Source organism: Promicromonospora alba, from assembly GCF_042654905.1.
Lineage (GTDB): Bacteria > Actinomycetota > Actinomycetes > Actinomycetales > Cellulomonadaceae > Promicromonospora > Promicromonospora alba.
In genome coordinates this window covers 64,026-81,633 of record NZ_JBHSFI010000004.1, presented here as the reverse complement: position 1 = coordinate 81,633, position 17,608 = coordinate 64,026, and the positions used below count along the sequence as shown (strand labels likewise).

The 17,608-nt window shown below is 71.4% G+C and carries 14 protein-coding genes; 7 read left to right on the top strand and 7 right to left on the bottom strand.

The window, feature by feature from the left end:
* Positions 1 to 25 precede the first annotated feature (25 nt).
* The 3 genes from ACFO6V_RS11320 (at position 26) to ACFO6V_RS11310 (ending at position 3,182) form a co-directional block, all read left to right on the top strand.
* Positions 26 to 1,435, top strand: coding sequence for a PspC domain-containing protein (locus tag ACFO6V_RS11320; RefSeq protein ID WP_377135363.1), 1,410 nt, complete (start codon positions 26 to 28; stop codon positions 1,433 to 1,435).
* Positions 1,432 to 2,127 carry a LuxR C-terminal-related transcriptional regulator gene (locus tag ACFO6V_RS11315; RefSeq protein ID WP_377135361.1) on the top strand — a complete coding sequence of 232 codons (696 nt, stop codon included), beginning with the start codon at positions 1,432 to 1,434 and terminating at the stop codon, positions 2,125 to 2,127. Before ACFO6V_RS11320 ends, ACFO6V_RS11315 begins: the two co-directional genes overlap by 4 nt.
* 260 nt (positions 2,128 to 2,387) lie before the next feature.
* Positions 2,388 to 3,182 carry a hypothetical protein gene (locus ACFO6V_RS11310; RefSeq protein WP_377135359.1) on the top strand — a complete coding sequence of 265 codons (795 nt, stop codon included), beginning with the start codon at positions 2,388 to 2,390 and terminating at the stop codon, positions 3,180 to 3,182.
* 85 nt (positions 3,183 to 3,267) lie between these two features.
* On the opposite strand, the gene ACFO6V_RS11305 is transcribed toward ACFO6V_RS11310, so the two are convergent.
* From ACFO6V_RS11305 to ACFO6V_RS11290, 4 genes are all read right to left on the bottom strand, one after another.
* Positions 3,268 to 6,075: an immune inhibitor A domain-containing protein gene (locus ACFO6V_RS11305; RefSeq protein ID WP_377135356.1), complete on the bottom strand. Its 2,808-nt coding sequence runs from the start codon at positions 6,073 to 6,075 to the stop codon at positions 3,268 to 3,270.
* 290 nt (positions 6,076 to 6,365) lie between these two features.
* Entirely contained in the window at positions 6,366 to 7,721 is a 1,356-nt protein-coding gene (cobA, locus tag ACFO6V_RS11300) for a uroporphyrinogen-III C-methyltransferase (protein ID WP_377135354.1), read from the bottom strand.
* Positions 7,714 to 8,574, bottom strand: coding sequence for a phosphoadenylyl-sulfate reductase (locus tag ACFO6V_RS11295; RefSeq protein WP_377135352.1), 861 nt, complete (start codon positions 8,572 to 8,574; stop codon positions 7,714 to 7,716). The genes cobA and ACFO6V_RS11295 overlap by 8 nt, the downstream gene beginning before the upstream one ends.
* On the bottom strand, positions 8,571 to 10,289 hold the full coding sequence (locus ACFO6V_RS11290; RefSeq protein WP_377135350.1) for a nitrite/sulfite reductase: 1,719 nt from the start codon (positions 10,287 to 10,289) through the stop codon (positions 8,571 to 8,573). Before ACFO6V_RS11290 ends, ACFO6V_RS11295 begins: the two co-directional genes overlap by 4 nt.
* A 439-nt stretch (positions 10,290 to 10,728) precedes the next feature.
* Between ACFO6V_RS11290 and ACFO6V_RS11285 the strand changes: the two genes are divergently transcribed.
* Positions 10,729 to 11,082: a hypothetical protein gene (locus ACFO6V_RS11285; protein WP_357507200.1), complete on the top strand. Its 354-nt coding sequence runs from the start codon at positions 10,729 to 10,731 to the stop codon at positions 11,080 to 11,082.
* 43 nt (positions 11,083 to 11,125) lie between these two features.
* On the opposite strand, the gene ACFO6V_RS11280 is transcribed toward ACFO6V_RS11285, so the two are convergent.
* Entirely contained in the window at positions 11,126 to 11,977 is an 852-nt protein-coding gene (locus ACFO6V_RS11280; protein ID WP_377135348.1) for an arylamine N-acetyltransferase family protein, read from the bottom strand.
* Positions 11,978 to 12,069: 92 nt separating this feature from the next.
* Here ACFO6V_RS11280 and ACFO6V_RS11275 point away from each other — a divergent pair, with 92 nt between their 5' ends.
* On the top strand, positions 12,070 to 12,552 hold the full coding sequence (locus ACFO6V_RS11275) for a DUF456 domain-containing protein (RefSeq protein ID WP_377135346.1): 483 nt from the start codon (positions 12,070 to 12,072) through the stop codon (positions 12,550 to 12,552).
* Positions 12,553 to 12,655: 103 nt separating this feature from the next.
* On the opposite strand, the gene ACFO6V_RS11270 is transcribed toward ACFO6V_RS11275, so the two are convergent.
* On the bottom strand, positions 12,656 to 13,210 hold the full coding sequence (locus ACFO6V_RS11270; protein ID WP_377135344.1) for a PaaI family thioesterase: 555 nt from the start codon (positions 13,208 to 13,210) through the stop codon (positions 12,656 to 12,658).
* Positions 13,211 to 13,234: 24 nt separating this feature from the next.
* On the opposite strand from ACFO6V_RS11270, the gene ACFO6V_RS11265 reads away from it, so the two are divergent.
* Together ACFO6V_RS11265 and ACFO6V_RS11260 are read left to right on the top strand one after the other, a co-directional pair.
* Positions 13,235 to 15,238 (top strand): S9 family peptidase, encoded by a 2,004-nt coding sequence (locus ACFO6V_RS11265; protein WP_377135341.1) that lies wholly within the window; start codon positions 13,235 to 13,237, stop codon positions 15,236 to 15,238.
* 13 nt (positions 15,239 to 15,251) lie between these two features.
* Positions 15,252 to 15,725: a GNAT family N-acetyltransferase gene (locus ACFO6V_RS11260; protein ID WP_377135339.1), complete on the top strand. Its 474-nt coding sequence runs from the start codon at positions 15,252 to 15,254 to the stop codon at positions 15,723 to 15,725.
* A 21-nt stretch (positions 15,726 to 15,746) separates the two neighbouring features.
* Here the strand turns inward: ACFO6V_RS11260 and ACFO6V_RS11255 are convergent, their stop codons facing one another.
* Entirely contained in the window at positions 15,747 to 17,321 is a 1,575-nt protein-coding gene (locus ACFO6V_RS11255) for a sugar transferase (protein WP_377135337.1), read from the bottom strand.
* Positions 17,322 to 17,608: the final 287 nt, after the last annotated feature.

Genomic DNA, 17,608 nt, shown 5'->3' with positions numbered 1-17,608 from the left:
AGTCCGGACATGTGACGATCGGGGTGTGAACCAGAGACTCACCCTCCGCAGGCCCAGCACCGCGGGCCCGGGATACAGCGGCCGCTGGGTGGCCGGCGTCGCCGCAGGCCTGGCGGCGCACATGGGCGTGCCCGTGTGGCTGGTCCGGCTCGCGTTCCTGATCCTCGTCTGGTTCGCCGGGGCCGGAGTGGTGGCCTACGTCTTCTGGTGGGTCACCGTCCCCGCGGGCATCCCGGCAGTGGCCGCCGACACCGTGCCCACCGAACGCCGTCGGCTCGCGCCGCGGCTGACCACCGATGCGAACGCCGACGCCGGTGCCGCCGACCGCGCGGCGTCCCTCGTCGAGCGGGTCCGCCTCTCCGGGCCGGTGTCGAGGCTCGCGGTCCGGGACATCTGGATCGGCGTGGTCCTGCTGTCCAGCGCCGCGCTCCTGATCGCGCTCCGCGCCGACTGGGACCCGGTCGCATCGTGGGTGCTGCCCGCGCTCATCGGGCTCGGCGGCGTCGCCCTCGCCTGGAGCCAGGTCGATGTGACGGAACGGGACCGCTGGGTAGGCGGCTCGGGCAGGGGCCTCCGGTCGCGGACGGCGCTGCTGCGGCTCGCCGGCGGCGTCGTGCTGACCATGCTCGGCGTCCTCATGCTGGTGGGGCAGGACACCCCGGTGAGCGTGCTGATGCAGGTCGCCATCGCGTCAGTGGCCATGGTCGCCGGTATCGCGCTCGTGTCGCTGCCCTGGTGGTTCCGGCTCGTGCGCCAGCTCGGCGACGAGCGCGCCGCCCACGCCCGCGAGGCCGAGCGCGCCGACATCGCCGCCCACCTGCACGACTCGGTGCTCCAGACCCTTGCCCTGATCCGCGCGCAGGCCGCGGACCCGGAGGCGGTATCCCGCATGGCGCGCGCCCAGGAGCGCGAGCTGCGCGGATGGCTCTACGACGACCGGCAGGAACCCGGCACGTCGGTGGCCGCCGAGCTGAAGGAGCTGGTCGCCGAGATCGAGGACGCCGTGGCGCCGCTCACCGTGGAGACCGTCGTGGTGGGCGACTGCCCGCCCACCGAGAGCACCTCGGCACTGCTGCAGGCGGCGCGCGAGGCGCTGCTCAACGCCTTCAAGCACGGCGCTCCGCCCGTGTCCGTATACCTTGAGGTCACCGACGCCGTGGCCGAGGTGTTCGTGCGGGATCGCGGTGACGGCTTCGACCTCGACGAGATCGCGCAGGACCGGTTCGGCGTGCGGGAGTCGATCCTCGGCAGGGTCCGCCGTCGTGGCGGCACCGCCGAGGTGGTCAGCCGGCCCGGCTGGGGCACAGAGGTGCGGCTCCGGCTGCCGCTGGACAAGTCGGCGAACGGCGACAAGAAGACCGAGAAGAACGGCAGGGCGCGAGCCGCGACGGCTCCCAGCGCTGCGCCCACCACTGCGGAAGGTGCGACGAGATGACAACCCAGGCGACGACGTCGGGCGGCGGGCTGGTGCCGCTCCCGGTGCCCGTGGTGCTCGTGGACGACCACCACCTGTTCCGCACGGGCGTGCGCGCCTCGCTGGACGACCGGGTGACCGTGGTGGGCGAGGCGTTCGACGTCGACTCCGCGGTGGCCAAGGTGCACGAGCACCGGCCGCCCGTCGTGCTGCTCGACGTGCACCTCCCCGGCGGCAACGGCGGCGGCGGCGCCGAGGTGGTGCAGCGCTGCACCGACCTGCTGGCGGAGGGCGTGCGGTTCCTCGCGCTGTCCGTCTCGGATGCGGCCGAGGACGTTGTCTCCGTCATCCGTGCCGGCGCCCGTGGCTATGTCACGAAGAACATCGCGCCGTCGGAGCTGTCGTCGGCGGTGGTGCAGGTGGCCGGCGGAGACGCCGTCTTCTCGCCGCGGCTGGCCGGGTTCGTGCTGGACGCGTTCGGCGCGTCGGCGAACGACATCGCCGTGGCCGACGACGAGCTCGACCGGCTCTCGAAGCGCGAGCAGGAGGTCATGCGCCTCATCGCGCGCGGCTACTCCTACCGCGAGGTCGCGAGCGAGCTGTTCATCTCGATCAAGACGGTGGAGACCCACGTCAGCGCGGTCCTCCGCAAGCTGCAGCTCTCCTCACGATACGAACTGACCCGCTGGGCGGTAGCCCGCCGCCTCCTCTGACCCTCGCTGAGTGCTGGATATCTGCCCTCTCGACAGCCTCGAGAGGGCAGATACCCAGCACTCAACGGGCTGGTCTTCCTGTGAAATCCTGAGGGGATGAAGATGGCCGGAACACGCTCTACCTGCTAGTTCGCGTTGGTACGCTGCTGTGCCCCAGCGGGGGAGCGTTTGTCGGAGGGGGCTTCGGCGGGGTGGTCTGCTGCTCGTGCCGAGCTGATGATGGCTGACCCGACCGATTCGAGACGAAGAAACCAACCTCCATGCGGACCAGTCGACTAGTCAGCCTCATGATCGCGCTGGTCGCCGCCATCATCTGGGTGGTGAGCACCTATGCGAACGCATCGAACTCCTGGGACCCCCTGAACTTCGTCCTACGGATCGCGGCGGGTGCCGTGACGATCGCTGCCACGGTCGAGTGGCTGGTGCTGAGTGTCCGCGAGAGCAGGCGCGAGAGGTTCCGCGACGGCCGGACGACGGGCGTCCACGCGGGCGGTCCCCGGAAGAAGGCCCGACGCGCGCACGCGGCGCCGGGCCCAGAGCGGGTGGTGCCAGGTCCCGAGCCCGTGCTGCCCGGCCGGGAGCCGGTAGTCCCGGGTCCTGAGCCCGTGCTGCCCGGCCCGGAGCCTGTGGTGCCGCGTCCCGAGCCGGAGGTGCCGAGCCCTGCGGCCGCGGTGCGGCGCAGCGCCGGCTCCGGAACGGTGGCCGACAAGCTCCTGTCGGTGTTCGGCCGCCGCCGCTCGCCGGCCCAGGACCTGGCTGCCGTCGCGGCCGGCGGGGCCGTGCTGGTCGTCGCATACCTGATGGAGCGCAAGGTGCGGCGCGTCGTGGTGCGGGTCGGGCTCGACGCGGCGTCGGTCGCGTCTCTGGAGTCGGTGCTGGGTGCGGCGCCGCACCGGGTGTTCGGGACGCAGACGCCGTCCCGAGGGGTGTTCGAGCGGTCCGCCTACACCCAGCTCGAAGGCGCCTCACGCTCCGGGGCCTGGAGCATCGCCGTCCCGACGGCCGACGTCGACCTGCTCCGGTACGTCCTCGCGCGAGCGGAAGAGGTCCGCTGAGGCGGGACCACCTGGCTGGTGGTCCCGCCCCCGTGCTGCGGCTACTGCCGCCCGGACAGCCGTGCTGCCCGGACGGCAGTGCGGATCACGACCCCGACGAGAGGGGCGGTGTGATCTGGATCAGGGCCGCGGTGTTGCCCTTGAACGCCTTCTTGAGGTGGATCACGGTGCCGTAGCCGACGCCGTCGTCCTCGGGGTCGCCGGTGCCCGTGATGGCGCCGATGCCGAAGTCCTCCCCGAACAGCTCCGGCAGGAGCTGTCCGCGCTCGTCGACCATCCGCACCGAGTAGGGCGCGTTGCCGACGGACGGCACGACCGTCGACGCGTCGTTGTCCCGGTAGTACAGGCTGCCGTTGTCGTTCAGCTCGAGCCCGGGGTACCAGCCGGCGTCGTCCCGGAACGTGCGTACCGGCGCCTGTGCCCCGAAGTCCGTGCAGAACTCCGCCGTCGTGTCCTCACCCGTGATGCACTCGGTGAACGGGTACGTCGGCCGGAGGCCGAACGCCACGTTCGAGGACTGCGCACGGGACGGGACGTTCTTCAGCACCGACGTGTCCGGCGTGGCCGAGTCGTCACGGCGCAGCGGGTCGAAGTGGCTGTCCACCAGCAGCAGACCACCCTTCGGCCCGGTGCTCGGGAGCGCCGACAGGTTGCTCAGCACCAGGTTGGCGCTGCCGTACGTGGTGTCCCGGTACCAGACGAGCATGCCGGGCGCGTTGTACGCGATCTTCTCGACCTTCCACGCATCGGTCTGCGGCGCCGCGTAGGTGGAGTCGTACCCGTACTTCAGGCCCTTGTCGAAGCCGTCCAGGTTCCGCCACTCGACCAGGTAGTACTGCGCCTGGACCGACGAGCCGGAGGTGGTGTGCCAGCCGGCACCCGTGGTGTCGACGAACGTCGTGACCTCGGTGGTCCAGCCCGGGTCCGTCGTCTCGACGTCGTCGCTCCACACGACCGTGTCACCGCTGGTGACCTCGAAGTCGTCGGAGAACCAGCCGCGCTCCTGGAAGGCGGCGTCCGTGGCGTAGCGCAGCCGGACGTCCACCGTGGTCCCGGCGAACGCGGACAGGTCCACGTTGAGGTGACCCCAGCCGTCGGTGGTGCCGGTCAGGCCGTACTTCTTGTCGCCGAAGTCGGCCATGCGGCCGTTCGGGTCCGCGTAGCCGTCCGGTGTGGTGATCTCGTTCCCGTCGTCGTCGAGGACCTTCTGCTCGGCCCAGGTGGCGCCGCCGTCGGTGGAGACCTCGACGAAGCCGAAGTCCCAGTCCGCCTCGATGACGTAGTCGGCCCAGAAGGAGAACGTGGCGTCGGCCGGGACCTCGATGGTGCGCGACAGCCGCACGTCGGCCCAGCTCTGGTCGGCGCCGGTGTACCACATGCTCTCGCCGCTGTGCGGCGTGCCCAGCGTGATCGCCTTGTCCGGCAGGTTGACCTTGACGCCGTCCGCGGTGCCCTTCAGCGGGCGGGACGCCTGGCCGACCTTGACGCTGGTCCGGTCGTCTCCCGGGTTCACCTCTACCGGGTCCACCCAGCCGAGCACCCACTTGTCCCAGATGCCCATGTGCGTGGGCATCGACTGGAAGATCGGGCCCGAGTGCGAGCCGGAGCTCATCAGGTCCCAGAAGTCGACGTCGGAGTCGCCGCCGCTGCCCGTGTCGTACAGGTCGGGCAGGCCCAGGTCGTGGCCGTACTCGTGCGCGAACACGCCGACGCCGGAGTCCTCCGGCTGCACGATGTAGTTGGAGAGCTTCAGGTCGGTGCCCGGGATGTCGGCGCCGCCCGCGACGGCCGAGGAGTGGGCCCAGAGGGCGTACGTGCCCTGTGCGCCACCGCCGCCCGACTTGTCCTCACCCGCGTGGACGAGCACCACGTGGTCGATGACGCCGTCCGGCTCGAGGACGTTGCCGTCGTCGTCGCGGTCGCCCTGGTCCTCGATGTCGTAGTCGGCCCACGGGAAGTCGGGCTGCAGCTCGGCGAGCGCCGCCACTGCGTCGATGGGCAGCTGGCCCGCGCCGAGCGGGTTGTCGGGGTGGCCGTTCATGGACTGGTAGGCGCCGGCCTCCCACTCACCCTCGTCGTTCTTGAAGCAGCGCTGCGCGCCGTAGTAGCCCTCGGAGTGCGGCACCTTGACCCACGGTGTGGCCTCGCCCGAGACGGTGTACGCGCCCCGCGACATCTCCTCGTACATGTTCTTCATGGTGTAGCCGGAGATGTCGATGCCCCGCTTGCCGTCCGGCCCCGTGAGGTCCGGGCGGACCCGCTTGGTGATGCCCTTCTCGCTGAAGAGCATCTTGTTGAAGTGGTCGGACGAGAAGTCCTTGACCCACATGGAGTTGTTGTCCGGCTGCGAGGCGTCGGCCGGGTTCGGGATGTTGTTGTGCAGCGGGCCGTTCTGGACGTTGCCCGGCATGCACTCCGACGAGCCCCAGTAGGTGGGCACCATCTGGTCGGTGAAGTCGTCGTTCGCGTTCTCGTCGAACTCGACCAGGATCGTCAGGAGCTTGGCCTCCTGCGTCTGCGGCGCACGCTTGTAGCGCGACTGCTTGATCTCCTTGGGGCTCGAACCCGTGACGACCGCCTCGTTCTCGAGCTCGGCCAGCTTCCGCGCCGCCGCCGGGTTGCCGGCGGCGAACTTCTTGTCGATCTCGTCCGAGGCGGCCTGGACGGAGGCGTCGACGGCGACGCCGGTCTCGCCCTCGGCCTTGTGGAGGACGGTGCGGCCGCCGGGCGTGATCTCGACGTCGTCGTCGATCTCGGGCTGTGCGGCGACATCCGCGTAGTTGATGTAGTGCTCTGAGCTCTGGATGGCTGGTGCACCGCTGCCGGTGGCCGACGCTGTCGTCGCTCCTCCGGTCGCGGCGAGCCCGGCGACGGCGAGCGCGATGGCCGGCATCGCGGCTACCGTGCACCGCAGCGCACGTCGTGTCCTTGTTCTCATGCGTTCTCCCAGATCAGGCCGTCGGCATTGGTCGTGTGACGGCAGGGCAGAAGGCCGCCGAGTATGGCGGCGTCTGCATGCCTACCGGAACTTGACCTACTGCAAAAGGGGAGTTGGGGTCTTTTCCCCCATCGGCGGCCGAAATCACCCGCACTATTTCTTTCGGGCGGGAGCGCGGGGAGAGATCCGTTGAGTGCTGGGTATCTGCGGGGTTGATGGCCTTCGCGCCCGCAGATACCCAGCACTCAACGAGCTTGTTGCGCCCAGGCGGGCGAGAGGCGGACTACCGCGCCCACCACGATCACGGCAGGCGGTCGGACGCCGACGGCGGCGGCCCGCTCGGCGATGTCCGCCAGCGTGCCGACCGTGACGCGCTGCCGGGGCCCGAAGCCGTCCTCGACGAGGGCGACCGGGGTGTCCGCGGGGCGGTCGGCGGTCACGAGGGCGTCCGCCGTCTCGGCCAGGCGGGTGACGCCCATGAGCAGCACGAGTGTGTGATCCGGACCGCCGGGCACGTCGGCGGCGCCGTCGTGCCCGGTCAGGACGCTGAAACCGCGCGCGACACCGCGGTGCGTGACCGGGATGCCGGCCGCGGCGGGGACGGAGACGGCGCTGGTCACACCAGGCACCACCTCCACCTCGATGCCCGCCGCGTGGCACGCGGCGAGCTCCTCGCCGCCGCGACCGAACACGTAGGGGTCGCCGCCCTTGAGGCGCACGACGTCGCGCCCCGCCAGCGCGTGCTGGACCAGCAGCGCGTTGATCTCGTGCTGCGGCACCGGGTGGTTGCCGCTCGTCTTGCCCACGTCGATGACCTCGACGCCGGGCGAGAGCTCGTGCAGCAGGGCGCGCGGGCCGAGCCGGTCGATGACCACGACGTCGGCCTGCGCGAGCACCGTGCGCCCACGCGCGGTGATGAGCCCGGTGTCGCCGGGCCCGCCGCCGACGAGCCAGACCCGCCCCGGAACCCGCGAAGTAGAGCGGGCGTCCGACACACGCTCTACTTCGGCAGGGCTGGTCGCCACGTCGGACACACGCTCTACCTCGCGGGTGCGGCGGCGGCGGAGCGGGAGCGTGCCGGTCTGCAGGGCCGCCGCGACCGCGTCCCGGATCGCCGTGGCGCGGCGCGGGTCGCGGCCCGCGGTCACCGCGACGGTCACCTCGGCGTCGTCGGTGAGGGCCGTACGGGCCACCGCAGGGACCCACGCGCTGCCCACCGAGGCATCGCCCGCGGTGACGCAGAAGACCCGGGCGCGCTCGGCGTCGTCGGACACCTGCTGATCGACCGCGGGAGAACCCGTCGCCGTGTGCACGAGCCAGGCCTCGTCGAGGTCACCCGCCCGGTAGGCGTGGGTGACGAGCTCTACCGCGCCGGGCGCCGAGACCCGGGCCAGCACCGACAGGTCCTCGCAGACGTCGGGCGCGACGACGCGCACCCGCGCACCCGCCTCGACCAGCGCACGGGCGCGGCGCGCGGCGACCGGCCCGCCGCCGACCACCACGACGAGCCGCCCGGCGACCTTCAGCCCCAGCGGGTAGATCTCGTGCGACACCCCTCCATCGTGCGCCCCCGCAGTGGGCAACGGCGCGGCGTCAGACATGGAGACCGCACTCGTCCTTGTCGAGCCCGGCCCACCGGCCGGAGCGCGCGTCCTCGCCCGGCAGCGGCCGAGCGGTGCACGGCTCACAGCCGACCGACGGGTAGCCGTCGAAGAGCAGCGGGTTGATCACGAGGCCATGGCGGTTGGCGTACTCGGAGACCTGCTCCTCGGTCCACGCGGCGATCGGGTTGATCTTGACGACGCCGTTGCGCTCGTCCCAGGACACGAGCTGGGCGTTGGCGCGTGCGGCGGTCTCCTCGCGGCGCACGCCGGTGGCCCAGGCCTCGTAGTTCTCCAGGGCCTTCTTCATCGGGGCGACCTTGCGCATGGCGCAGCAGGCCTCGGGGTCGCGGTCGTGCAGCTTGGGACCGTACCGGTCGTCCTGCTCTGCGACGGTCAGCTCGGGCCGCACGTCGACGACGTTCACGTCCAGCTCGATCTCGACGGCGCCGCGCGTGCCCAGCGTCTCGGCGAAGTGGTAGCCCGTGTCGCCGAACAGCACGTCCACGAACGGGAACTGCTCGGCCACGAGGTGCGACAGCACGGTGTCCTGCATCGAGGAGGCCACCGCCATGTACGGCCCGAACTCACGCACTGCCCACGCGATGACCGCCTGCGCGTCCGCCTCCGGGCTCTCGGAGGAGGCGTTGAGCTGCGCCTGCCCGCGCTCCACCACGGCGCGCAGCTCCTCGGGGGTGCGACGGCGGCGCTTGGCCCGCGCGGCCGGTCGCATGGCACGGATGCTCTCGCGGGCGGCGGCCCGGGCGCGGACCCGCGCGAGGCGCGGGTTCACCCCAGAACCCGGCCCGGAGAGCGAGAGAGAGGAAATCGGTGCTGCTTCTGTCGTGGTCATCGAAGAGCCTCCTCGTCGGCGCGGTGTGCCCACTCTGCGAACGTCTCTTCACCGTCGTGGTCGGCGTCGTACCTGCGCACGACCCGCTCCACGTAGTCGCCGATCCCGTCGGCGGTCACCTTGAGCCCGCGCACGGTGCGCCCGAGCCCGGCGTCGTCCCGGTCCAGCGAGGTGAGGCCGCCACCCAGGTGGACCTGGAAGCCGGGGACCTGGTTGCCGTCGTCGTCCAGCACGAGCTGACCCTTGAGGCCGATGTCGGCGGTCTGGATGCGCGCGCAGGAGTTGGGGCACCCGTTGACGTGCAGGCTCAGCGGCTTGAGGTTCTTCAGGTTCCCGAGCCGTTCCTCGAGCTGCGTGATCGCCTGGTCCGACGTCGCCTTGGTCTCGACGATCGCGAGCTTGCAGTACTCGATGCCGGTGCAGGCGATCGTGTTCCGGCGGAAGTTGCTCGGCCGGGCCTGCAGGCCGAGCTCGGCGAGGCCGGCGACGACGGGCTCCACCTCGTCCTTGGCGACGTCGAGCACCAGCAGCTTCTGCTGCGGCGTCAGGCGGACCCGGCTGCTGCCGTGCGCCTCGGCGAGGTCGGCGAGCTGCGCGAGGATCTCGCCCGAGACGCGGCCCACCGTGGGTGCGGCGCCGATGTAGAAGCGGCCGTCGTGCTGCTCGTGGATGCCGATGTGGTCACCGCGCTCGTCGAGGCCCAGCGACGCGGGCGACGGCGGCTCGATGCTGTCGCGCAGCTTGTAGCCCAGGTACTCGTCCTCCAGGACCTGGCGGAACTTCTCCACGCCCCAGTCGGCGAGCAGGAACTTGAGGCGGGCCTTGTTGCGCAGCCGGCGGTAGCCGTAGTCGCGGAAGATGCGGACGACGCCGTGCCAGACCTCGGGCGCCTCCTCGGGCGAGACGAAGGCGTTCAGGCGCTCCGCGAGGCGCGGCGCCGTCGACAGCGCGCCGCCCACCCACACGTCGTAGCCGATGCCCAGCTCCGGGTGGTCGACCGCGACGAACGAGATGTCGTTGATCTGGTGCACCACGTCCAGGCTCGGGTGGCCGGTGATCGCCGACTTGAACTTGCGCGGCAGGTTCGCCAGCGCCGGGTCCCCGATGAAGCGCTCCTGGATCTCCTCGATCACCGGCGTCGGGTCGATCAGCTCGTCCTTGGCGACGCCCGCCACGGGGCTGCCGAGGATCACGCGCGGGACGTCGCCGCAGGCCTCCGTCGTGCTCAGCCCCACGGCCTCCAGCCGGCGCCAGATCTCCGGCATCGCCTCGACCTCGATCCAGTGCAGCTGGAGGTTCTGGCGGTCGGTGATGTCGGCGGAGCCGCGGCCGAAGTCCGTGCTGATGCCCGCGATGACGCGCAGCTGCTCCGTGGTGAGCGCCCCGCCGTCGATCCGGACGCGGAGCATGAAGTACTTGTCCTCGAGCTCGTGCGGCTCGAGCGTCGCGGTCTTGCCGCCGTCGATCCCGGGCTTGCGCTGCGTGTACAGGCCCCACCAGCGGAACCGGCCGTGCAGGTCGTCGCCAGGGATGGAGTCGAAGCCCTCCTTGGCGTAGATCCGCTCGATGCGGTCACGGACCTCCAGCGGGTCGGACTCCGCCTTGAACTCCTCGTTGTGGTTCAGGGGAGCTGTGCCGTCGATCTTCCACTGGCCGTTCGGACGAGCCGGTCGCTTGGTCGTTCGGGGCTGGGCAGGAGGGGCCGTGTTGACCATGTAGTGGGGTCCTGTTCGTGCGGTGCGCGCGGGCATGGAAGCTGTGGCTGGGGGAGTTGTGCGCGTCGTACGGGCACAGGCGGCCGATTCCCGGGTGTGACCAGGGACTCAGCGCTGCGGGCCGGCGGCGCGCGCTGACCTTGCAGGGGCGAGGGGCGCGTCAGAGCTGACAGCTGCGACAGCAGTCGCAGGCACAGGTCGGCATGGCACACATGGGCATCTCGTGACGGGTTGTCACGAGGAAGATGCGCGCTGCCTTGGTCATGGCGATGACGTTAACCGCCGCTGGTAAAGGGCGGAAGGGGTCGTCCACATAGTGGATGTCTATCGAGTGCATCGACGTTGCCTATGTGTTTCCCTATCGAAATGGTAGGGAATTGCCCCGCGCCGCGGTCACCGTGAATACCCGGGGAGCCCCGGCGCCGATAGGCTCTCGGCCATGGAGTTCCTCTATAACGTCTTCGTGTTTCTGCACTTCGCGAGCTGGGCGCTCGTCTTCGGCGGCTCGATCGCGTCGATGCGCACCAAGGCCCTTTACAAGGGTGTCTCGCACGGTGCCATGGGAGCCGTCGTCGCGGGCGTGATCATGGTCGGCATCGCCGAGATGGGCGGCCTCTGGGACGACGGCGGCCCGTCGATGGCGAAGATCGGCGTCAAGCTGGTCATCGCGCTCGCCGTCGCCGTGCTTGCCGTCATCGCCGTCCGCAAGGGCGAGGACGTCTCCAAGGGCCTCAAGGGCGCGGTGCTGGGCCTGACCCTGGTGAACATCCTGGTCGCCGTCTTCTGGAACTGACCGGTCTGCCGGAACTCACCGGCTGACCGCTAGCCGGTCGCCGCTAGCCGGTCGCCCTGGTCGCCAGCCATTCCCGGTGGGCGGCCAGGCTCCGGTCGAACAGGCCGCGCAGGGCATCGTCGTCGATGCCCTGCAGCGCGATGCCCAGCGTCCGGAGCCCGTCCCGCCAGTCGTCGTACGCCGTGAGCTCGACCCGTTCGGTCCGCGATCCGGTGCGGGTGAACAGGCAGCCGCGCAGCGTCTCCGCGGCGTCGGGCAGACGGCGTTGGACGACGAGCTTGCGCGCGTACGCGCCGTCCGCCGGGTCCGTGAGCCGGCGGTGCGCCGCCTCCTCGCGTTCGGGTGTCAGCTCCTCGTCGAAGAGATCCACCGCGCCGAAGCTGCCCTGGGTGTCGTGGTGGAACGTCCAGCCGCCGTCGCGCAGCTCGAGCCGGTAGGTGAACGGGCCCTGCCGGTACTCGCCCGCGAGCAGCGGCAGCGGGTCGTGGAGGCCGTCGCCGCACCCGACGTCGGGCCACCAGAGGCCGCCGGGGTTGTCGTCGGTGGGGAGCCCGTGGACGGACAGCGCCAGGTGCCCGACGTGCACGTCGCGGCGCTCGGCGTCGTCCTCCCAGTTGTGGCCCCATGCGGGCACGACGTCGTAGCCGAGCTCCCGGAGCGCCACTGTCAGGACGCCGTTGTGGTGGAAGCAGTAGCCGGCGTTGCCGCCCGCGGCCACCCGGGCCAGCGTGGTGCGCGCGTCGACGGCCGGCGGGCTACCGAGCATGGTGTGCAGGTTCTCGTACGGGAGCCGCTCGGCATGCCGCCGGTGGATCTCGAACAGGGTCCCGACGGTCGTCGGGGGCCGCTCGTCGAGGCCCAGCCGGGCCAGGTATCCAGCCACCTCACGTGTCATGGTGAGCAGGGTAGACGGGCGCCGCGCTACCCGACCTGGTCGTCCGGCCGGCTTTGGCCGAGCAGACGTCGCGTGACCGCTAGTGTTCGGGCGTGGAGATTTGGGGAGAAGTACTCGTCGGCGTCGCAATCTTCGCCGGACTCATCGGCATAGTCGTCCAGGTGCTGCCTGGCGCCGTGCTCGTGCTGGGCGGCATCCTCGTGTGGGCGATCATGACGGGCGGCACACAGGCCTGGGTGGTCTTCGGCGTCGCGGCGGTCGCCATCGCCATCGCCGAGGTGCTCCAGTGGATCCTTGCCGGCAAGCACATGCGCAAGGCCGAGGTACCCGTGCTGACCCTTGCCGTGGGCGGCATCGCGGGCATCATCGGGTTCTTCGTGATCCCCGTGCTCGGCTTGTTCCTGTTCTTCGTCGGCGCGATCTTCCTGCTGGAGTGGCTGCGCCGCAAGGACGTGTCAGCCGCCTGGGGCGCCACCAAGGCCGCCCTCCAGGCGACGCTGATCACGATCGGCGTGCAGCTCGTGGGCTCGCTCGTCGCGACGGGCGCCTGGGTGATCGGTCTGATCATCACGTGACGGTCGCGCCGTAGCGGTCATTGCGGCGGCTACCCAGTGATTCGGCCCGAACATTGCGCGATTTCGGGCCGAATCGCTGGGTACCCGGCCGCCTGGCCACGCGTCAGGCGCGCGCCGGCGGGAGGTCGAAGACCAGCAGCGTGCTCGACGCCGTCGCCACCACCGCGCCGGTCGCGTCCCGCACCACCGCCTCGGTGAAGCCGACGCGCGAACCCGCCTTGACCACCGTGCCCTCCGCGGTGAGGGGGCCGCTGTTGCCGCGCACGGCCTTGACGTAGTTGACCTTGATCTCGACCGACGTGTAGCCCTTGCCCTGGGGCAGCACCGACTGCATGGCGCAGCCGCACACGGTGTCCAGGAGCGTGCAGAGGACGCCGCCGTGGATGGTGCCGATCGGGTTGTAGCCGGACTCGTCCGGTGCGCACGTGAACGTGACCCGGCCCTCCTCCACGACGTCGATGTCGAGGCCGAAGTGCGCGGCGATCGGCGGCGGCGGGATGACGCCCTCGCGCATCCGGGTCAGGAACTCGACACCCGACATCAGCGGCGCCTGCGCGGCGATCTGCATCGGGTCGAACCAGGTCAGCTCGCGGGTACGCGGCTCGCCCCAGGCCTCGTGAGCGCTCGCGGGGGCGTCGGTCTGCTGTGTTTCGGACATGTCGGTAAGGGTAATGTCCGGCCCATGCAGGCCACTGACCTCCCGCTGATCCGTACCGTCTCCCGGCCCGACGTCCACCCGGACGGCACCTGGGCAGTCGTGTCGGTGACCCGCCCCGATCTCGACGCCGACGCCACCGTGGGGCAGCTCTGGCGGGTGCCGCTGGGGTCGGCGGGCGACGAGTCCCGGCGCCTCACCCGCGGCTTCCGGGACACCGCCCCGCGCATCTCGCCCGACGGCGCCCTGATCGCCTTCCTGCGCGCCCAGCCGCAGTCGGCGCCGCAGCTCTGGGTGCTGCCGACCGGCGGCGGCGAGGCCGTGCAGGTCACGGACCGCAAGCTGGGCGTCACCGACTTCCGCTGGTCGCCGGACGGCACGCGCATCGCCTTCCTGAGCCGTGAGCCCCAGCCGGGCCGGTACGGCTCCGTCGAGGGCATCGCTCCGGGGGCCGAGCCGGCGCGCCGCGTCACGGAGTGGAGCTGGACCCGCAACGGCCTCGGCTACCACCGGGACCGGCCGCAGCACGCCTTCCTGGTCGACGTGCCCGACGTCGCCGCCGAGCCGGTGGTACAGCCGGCCCCGACCGCGGAGGGCGAGCCCGAGCCGCGGCCCACCGTGCCGGAGCCGCGCCAGCTGACCGCCGACGGCGTCGACCACAGCGGCATCGCCTTCACCCCGGACGGCGGCTCGATCGGCGTCATCGCCGAACGCGAGCAGGGCGCGGGGCAGGTGCCGAGGGGCGTCCTGCGCGTGCTGCCGCTGGGCGCCCCCGCGACCGGCAGCGGCTCCGAGGTCGACCTCGGCACGCTCGCCCCGCAGGCGATCGCGTTCGGCTCCGGCGGCGAGCTGTACGTCGTCGCGCAGGACGTCGGCGCGGAGGGCAAGGACTTCGTCGCGCGGAACGCCGCGCTGTACGTGCTGTCCGCCTGGGCGGACGCCGCGCCGCGCCGGCTCACCGACCCGGAGACCCAGGAGGTCGGCGGCGAGCCCGTGCCCCTGCCCGACGGCGGCGTGCTGCTCGCCCTCGCGAGCCGCGGCACCCAGCAGGTCGTCCGCGTCTCCGACGACGGGGTCACAACCCAGCTGACCAGCGGCGACGTGGTCGTCTCGGAGTTCGACGCCGCGGGCGGGACCCTCGCCGTCTCGTACTCGGACCCCGGCACCTACGGCGAGGTCGGCGTGGTGGAGCTGGCGGGCGCCGAGGGCGGCGCGCCCCGGCGTCGGACGGACTTCTCCGCGCCGCTGCGCGCGACCGGCATCGTGACCCCGAAGGAGCTGACCGTCACCGGCCGCGACGGGTACCCGGTACACGGCTGGATCGCGGTCCCCGAGGGCACCGGCCGGTTCCCCACCCTGCTGATGATCCACGGCGGCCCCTACGCCTCCTACGGGGTGGGCCTGTTCGACGAGGTGCAGGTACTGGTCGACGCCGGCTACGCGGTCGTGTACTGCAACCCGCGTGGCTCAGCGGGCTACGGGCAGGCCCACGGCCGGGCGATCCGCCAGGCGATGGGCACCGTCGATTTGCACGACGTCCTGGACTTCCTGGACGGCGCGGCGGCGGCGGACGGGCGGCTCGACGGGTCGCGCGTGGGCGTGCTCGGCGGTTCGTACGGCGGGTACCTCACGGCGTGGACCATCGCCCACGACCACCGGTTCGCCGGCGCGATCGTGGAGCGCGGGTTCCTCGACCCCGAGGTGTTCTTCGGGACCAGCGACATCGGCTCGTTCTTCGGCTCGGAGTACGTGGGCGAGACCCCTGAGCAGATTGCCGCGCAGTCGCCGCAGGCAGTGGCCGGGCAGGTGCGTACGCCCACGCTCGTCATGCACTCCGAGCTCGACCTGCGCTGCCCGCTGTCCCAGGCGGAGCGCTACTACTCGACGCTCAAGCTGCACGGCGTCGAGACCGAGCTGGTGGTCTTCCCCGGCGAGAACCACGAGCTGTCCCGCTCCGGTCGCCCGCGGCACCGGCAGCAGCGCTTTGAGCTGATCCTGGACTGGTGGCAGCGGCACCTGCCGGTTGGATGAGAGCATCGACCCCGTGCAGATCATCACCACCCCCCTCACCGAGCTCGACGTCGTCATCGCCTACGGGGTCCTGAAGCTGCGTCAGGACGTGTTCGTCGTCGAGCAGGACTGCCCGTACGAGGACCTGGACGGGCGCGACATCGAGCCCACCACCGTGCACGTGGTGATGCTCGGGGAGGCGGCGCCCGACTCGGTGTCCGACGGCGGGACCCGCGTGCTCGGCACCGCACGCGTGCTCGACGACGGCGGCGAGTGGCGGATCGGCCGCGTCGCCCTGGTCAAGGGCGCGCGGGGCAAGGGCCTGTCCGACGAGGTGATGCGCGCGGCGCTGCGGTACATCGACGAAGCGGGCGACACCCGCGACGTCGTGCTGGACGCGCAGTCCCCGCTCACCCGCTGGTACGGCAAGCACGGGTTCGAGCCGGACGGCGCGGAGTTCCTGGAGGACGGCATCCCGCACACCCCCATGCGGCTGACCCGGGCCTGACCCGCGCCCGGCGCGTCCCGGCTAGTAGGCGCCTCGGGCCGAGACCACCGCGCGGGCCGTCTGGGCAAGGATCAGCAGGTCCAGGAACGGCGTCCAGTTCTCGGCGTAGTAGACGTCGAGCCGGACCGACTCCTCCCAGGACAGGTCCGAACGCCCGGTGACCTGCCACAGCCCGGTCATGCCGGGCTTGACGAGCAGCCGGCGCTTCATCCGCTCCTCGTAGGCCGCCACCTCGTGGGGCAGCGGCGGGCGCGGGCCGACGAGGCTCATGTGCCCGCGGAGCACGTTGAAGAGCTGCGGCAGCTCGTCGAGCGAGTAGCGGCGCAGGAACCGCCCGACGCGCGTGACCCGGGGGTCGGAGCGCATCTTGAACAGCGGGCCCTCGGCCTCGTTGACGGCGGCCAGCGCGACGACGTCCCGGTCCGCGCCGACGTACATGGTGCGGAACTTGACCATCGGGAAGAGGCGCCCGCCGCGGCCCACGCGGTGCGAGAGGTAGAAGACCGGACCACGGCTGGTCAGGGCAACGGCCAGCGTGATGGCCAGCAGGATCGGCGAGACCAGGACCGTCAGCACCGCGGTCAGGCCCCAGTCCATGACCTGCTTCACGGAGAACTTGGGTCCCTCGAAGCGGGGCGTGTCCACGTGCAGCAGCGACATGCCGGGGGCCGGAGAGACGGTGATCCGGGGGACCGCGACGTCGGCCAGCTCGGCGGTGAGCATCAGGTCGACGCCGTACCGCTCGAGCTCCCAGCCCAGCCGCCGCACGACGTCGGCGGTGATCTCGTGCGAGCTGCACACGGCGACGGCACCCGCGCCCATCTCGTGCGCCGTCAGCCCGACGTCGCTGAGGTCGCCGAGCACCGGGACGCCGCTGAGACGCTCGCCCGGCTGGGCGCCGTTCGTGAGGCAGACGCCGGCCACCACGAACTCCTGCTCCGGGGCGCCGTTGAGCAGCCGGATCAGCCGCGTCGCCTGCTCGCGGTCACCGATCGCCAGGAGGATGGTCAGGCCGCCGTCACCGCGGCGACGCTGCCGCAGCAGGTGCTGCCGCCACAGGTAGCGTGACGCGACGAGGCCGACCATGCCGAGCGGGAAGGCGACCAGCAGCAGGGTGCGGGCCTCGGAGTAGGCGGTCACCCACGCGATCAGGACGATCAGGCTGAACGACTTCCAGGTCGCGTCGAGGACGCGCTGGTACTCGGACATGCCCCGGCCGAAGAAGCGCACGTCGTAGGCGCGGTTCGTGGCCAGCGCGGCGAGCCAGGCAGTGGCCAGCAGCAGGCCGGCGGCCGCGTGCAGCGGACCGATGGCGGACCACTGCGAGGTGCCGCTGAGCGCGAGCTGCACACCGTAGGCGGTGACCAGGGTGACGCCGACCACCACGGCGTCCGTGAGCCGGAGCCGCGCCTGGTAGCCGGCCTGCCATCCCGTCCGCGCGCGAGGCAGCGCGGCGGCCCGGAGCTGCCGGACGCGCGCACCCTCGGACTGCGCACCGGCCGGTACGCCTCGGGTCGTCGGGCCGTGGCCCGTGGCGGGGTCGGACGGTACGGGAAAGAGGTGTGGCGGCTCGCCGTCAATCGAGTGTGCGGTCACTCCCGATCCCTTCGGTTCCTGCTGGCGCGGATGACATCCGGACGCGTGAGGTTGCGGCGTCAAGGACGTCGTGGGGTGATTTGTGGTAGCCCGACGGTTGCTGTGCGCGCTCCGTGGCTGTGAACAAGTTACGGCGAAAGGGCGGACATCGCGGCGTGAACCAATAGAAGTCACCCGGTAGTTCTCAAATTTCACCTCTCGGGCGGGCGATTTCGGCAGAAGCAACAACATTTCGCCCATCCTGTTTCCCAGTTCAGAGTTCACCCGGTCCGGGATCTCCTGTTTGG

Excerpts from the sequence above, each read along its gene's own strand:
- ACFO6V_RS11270 (WP_377135344.1), bottom strand. The coding sequence starts at position 13,210 with ATGTCCGAAACACAGCAGACCGACGCCCCCGCGAGCGCTCACGAGGCC.
- ACFO6V_RS11285 (WP_357507200.1), top strand. The coding sequence starts at position 10,729 with ATGGAGTTCCTCTATAACGTCTTCGTGTTTCTGCACTTCGCGAGCTGG.
- ACFO6V_RS11310 (WP_377135359.1), top strand. The coding sequence starts at position 2,388 with ATGCGGACCAGTCGACTAGTCAGCCTCATGATCGCGCTGGTCGCCGCC.
- ACFO6V_RS11265 (WP_377135341.1), top strand. The coding sequence starts at position 13,235 with ATGCAGGCCACTGACCTCCCGCTGATCCGTACCGTCTCCCGGCCCGAC.
- ACFO6V_RS11305 (WP_377135356.1), bottom strand. The coding sequence starts at position 6,075 with ATGCCGGCCATCGCGCTCGCCGTCGCCGGGCTCGCCGCGACCGGAGGA.
- ACFO6V_RS11295 (WP_377135352.1), bottom strand. The coding sequence starts at position 8,574 with ATGACCACGACAGAAGCAGCACCGATTTCCTCTCTCTCGCTCTCCGGG.
- ACFO6V_RS11315 (WP_377135361.1), top strand. The coding sequence starts at position 1,432 with ATGACAACCCAGGCGACGACGTCGGGCGGCGGGCTGGTGCCGCTCCCG.
- ACFO6V_RS11290 (WP_377135350.1), bottom strand. The coding sequence starts at position 10,289 with ATGGTCAACACGGCCCCTCCTGCCCAGCCCCGAACGACCAAGCGACCG.
- cobA (WP_377135354.1), bottom strand. The coding sequence starts at position 7,721 with ATGTCTGACGCCGCGCCGTTGCCCACTGCGGGGGCGCACGATGGAGGG.
- ACFO6V_RS11280 (WP_377135348.1), bottom strand. The coding sequence starts at position 11,977 with ATGACACGTGAGGTGGCTGGATACCTGGCCCGGCTGGGCCTCGACGAG.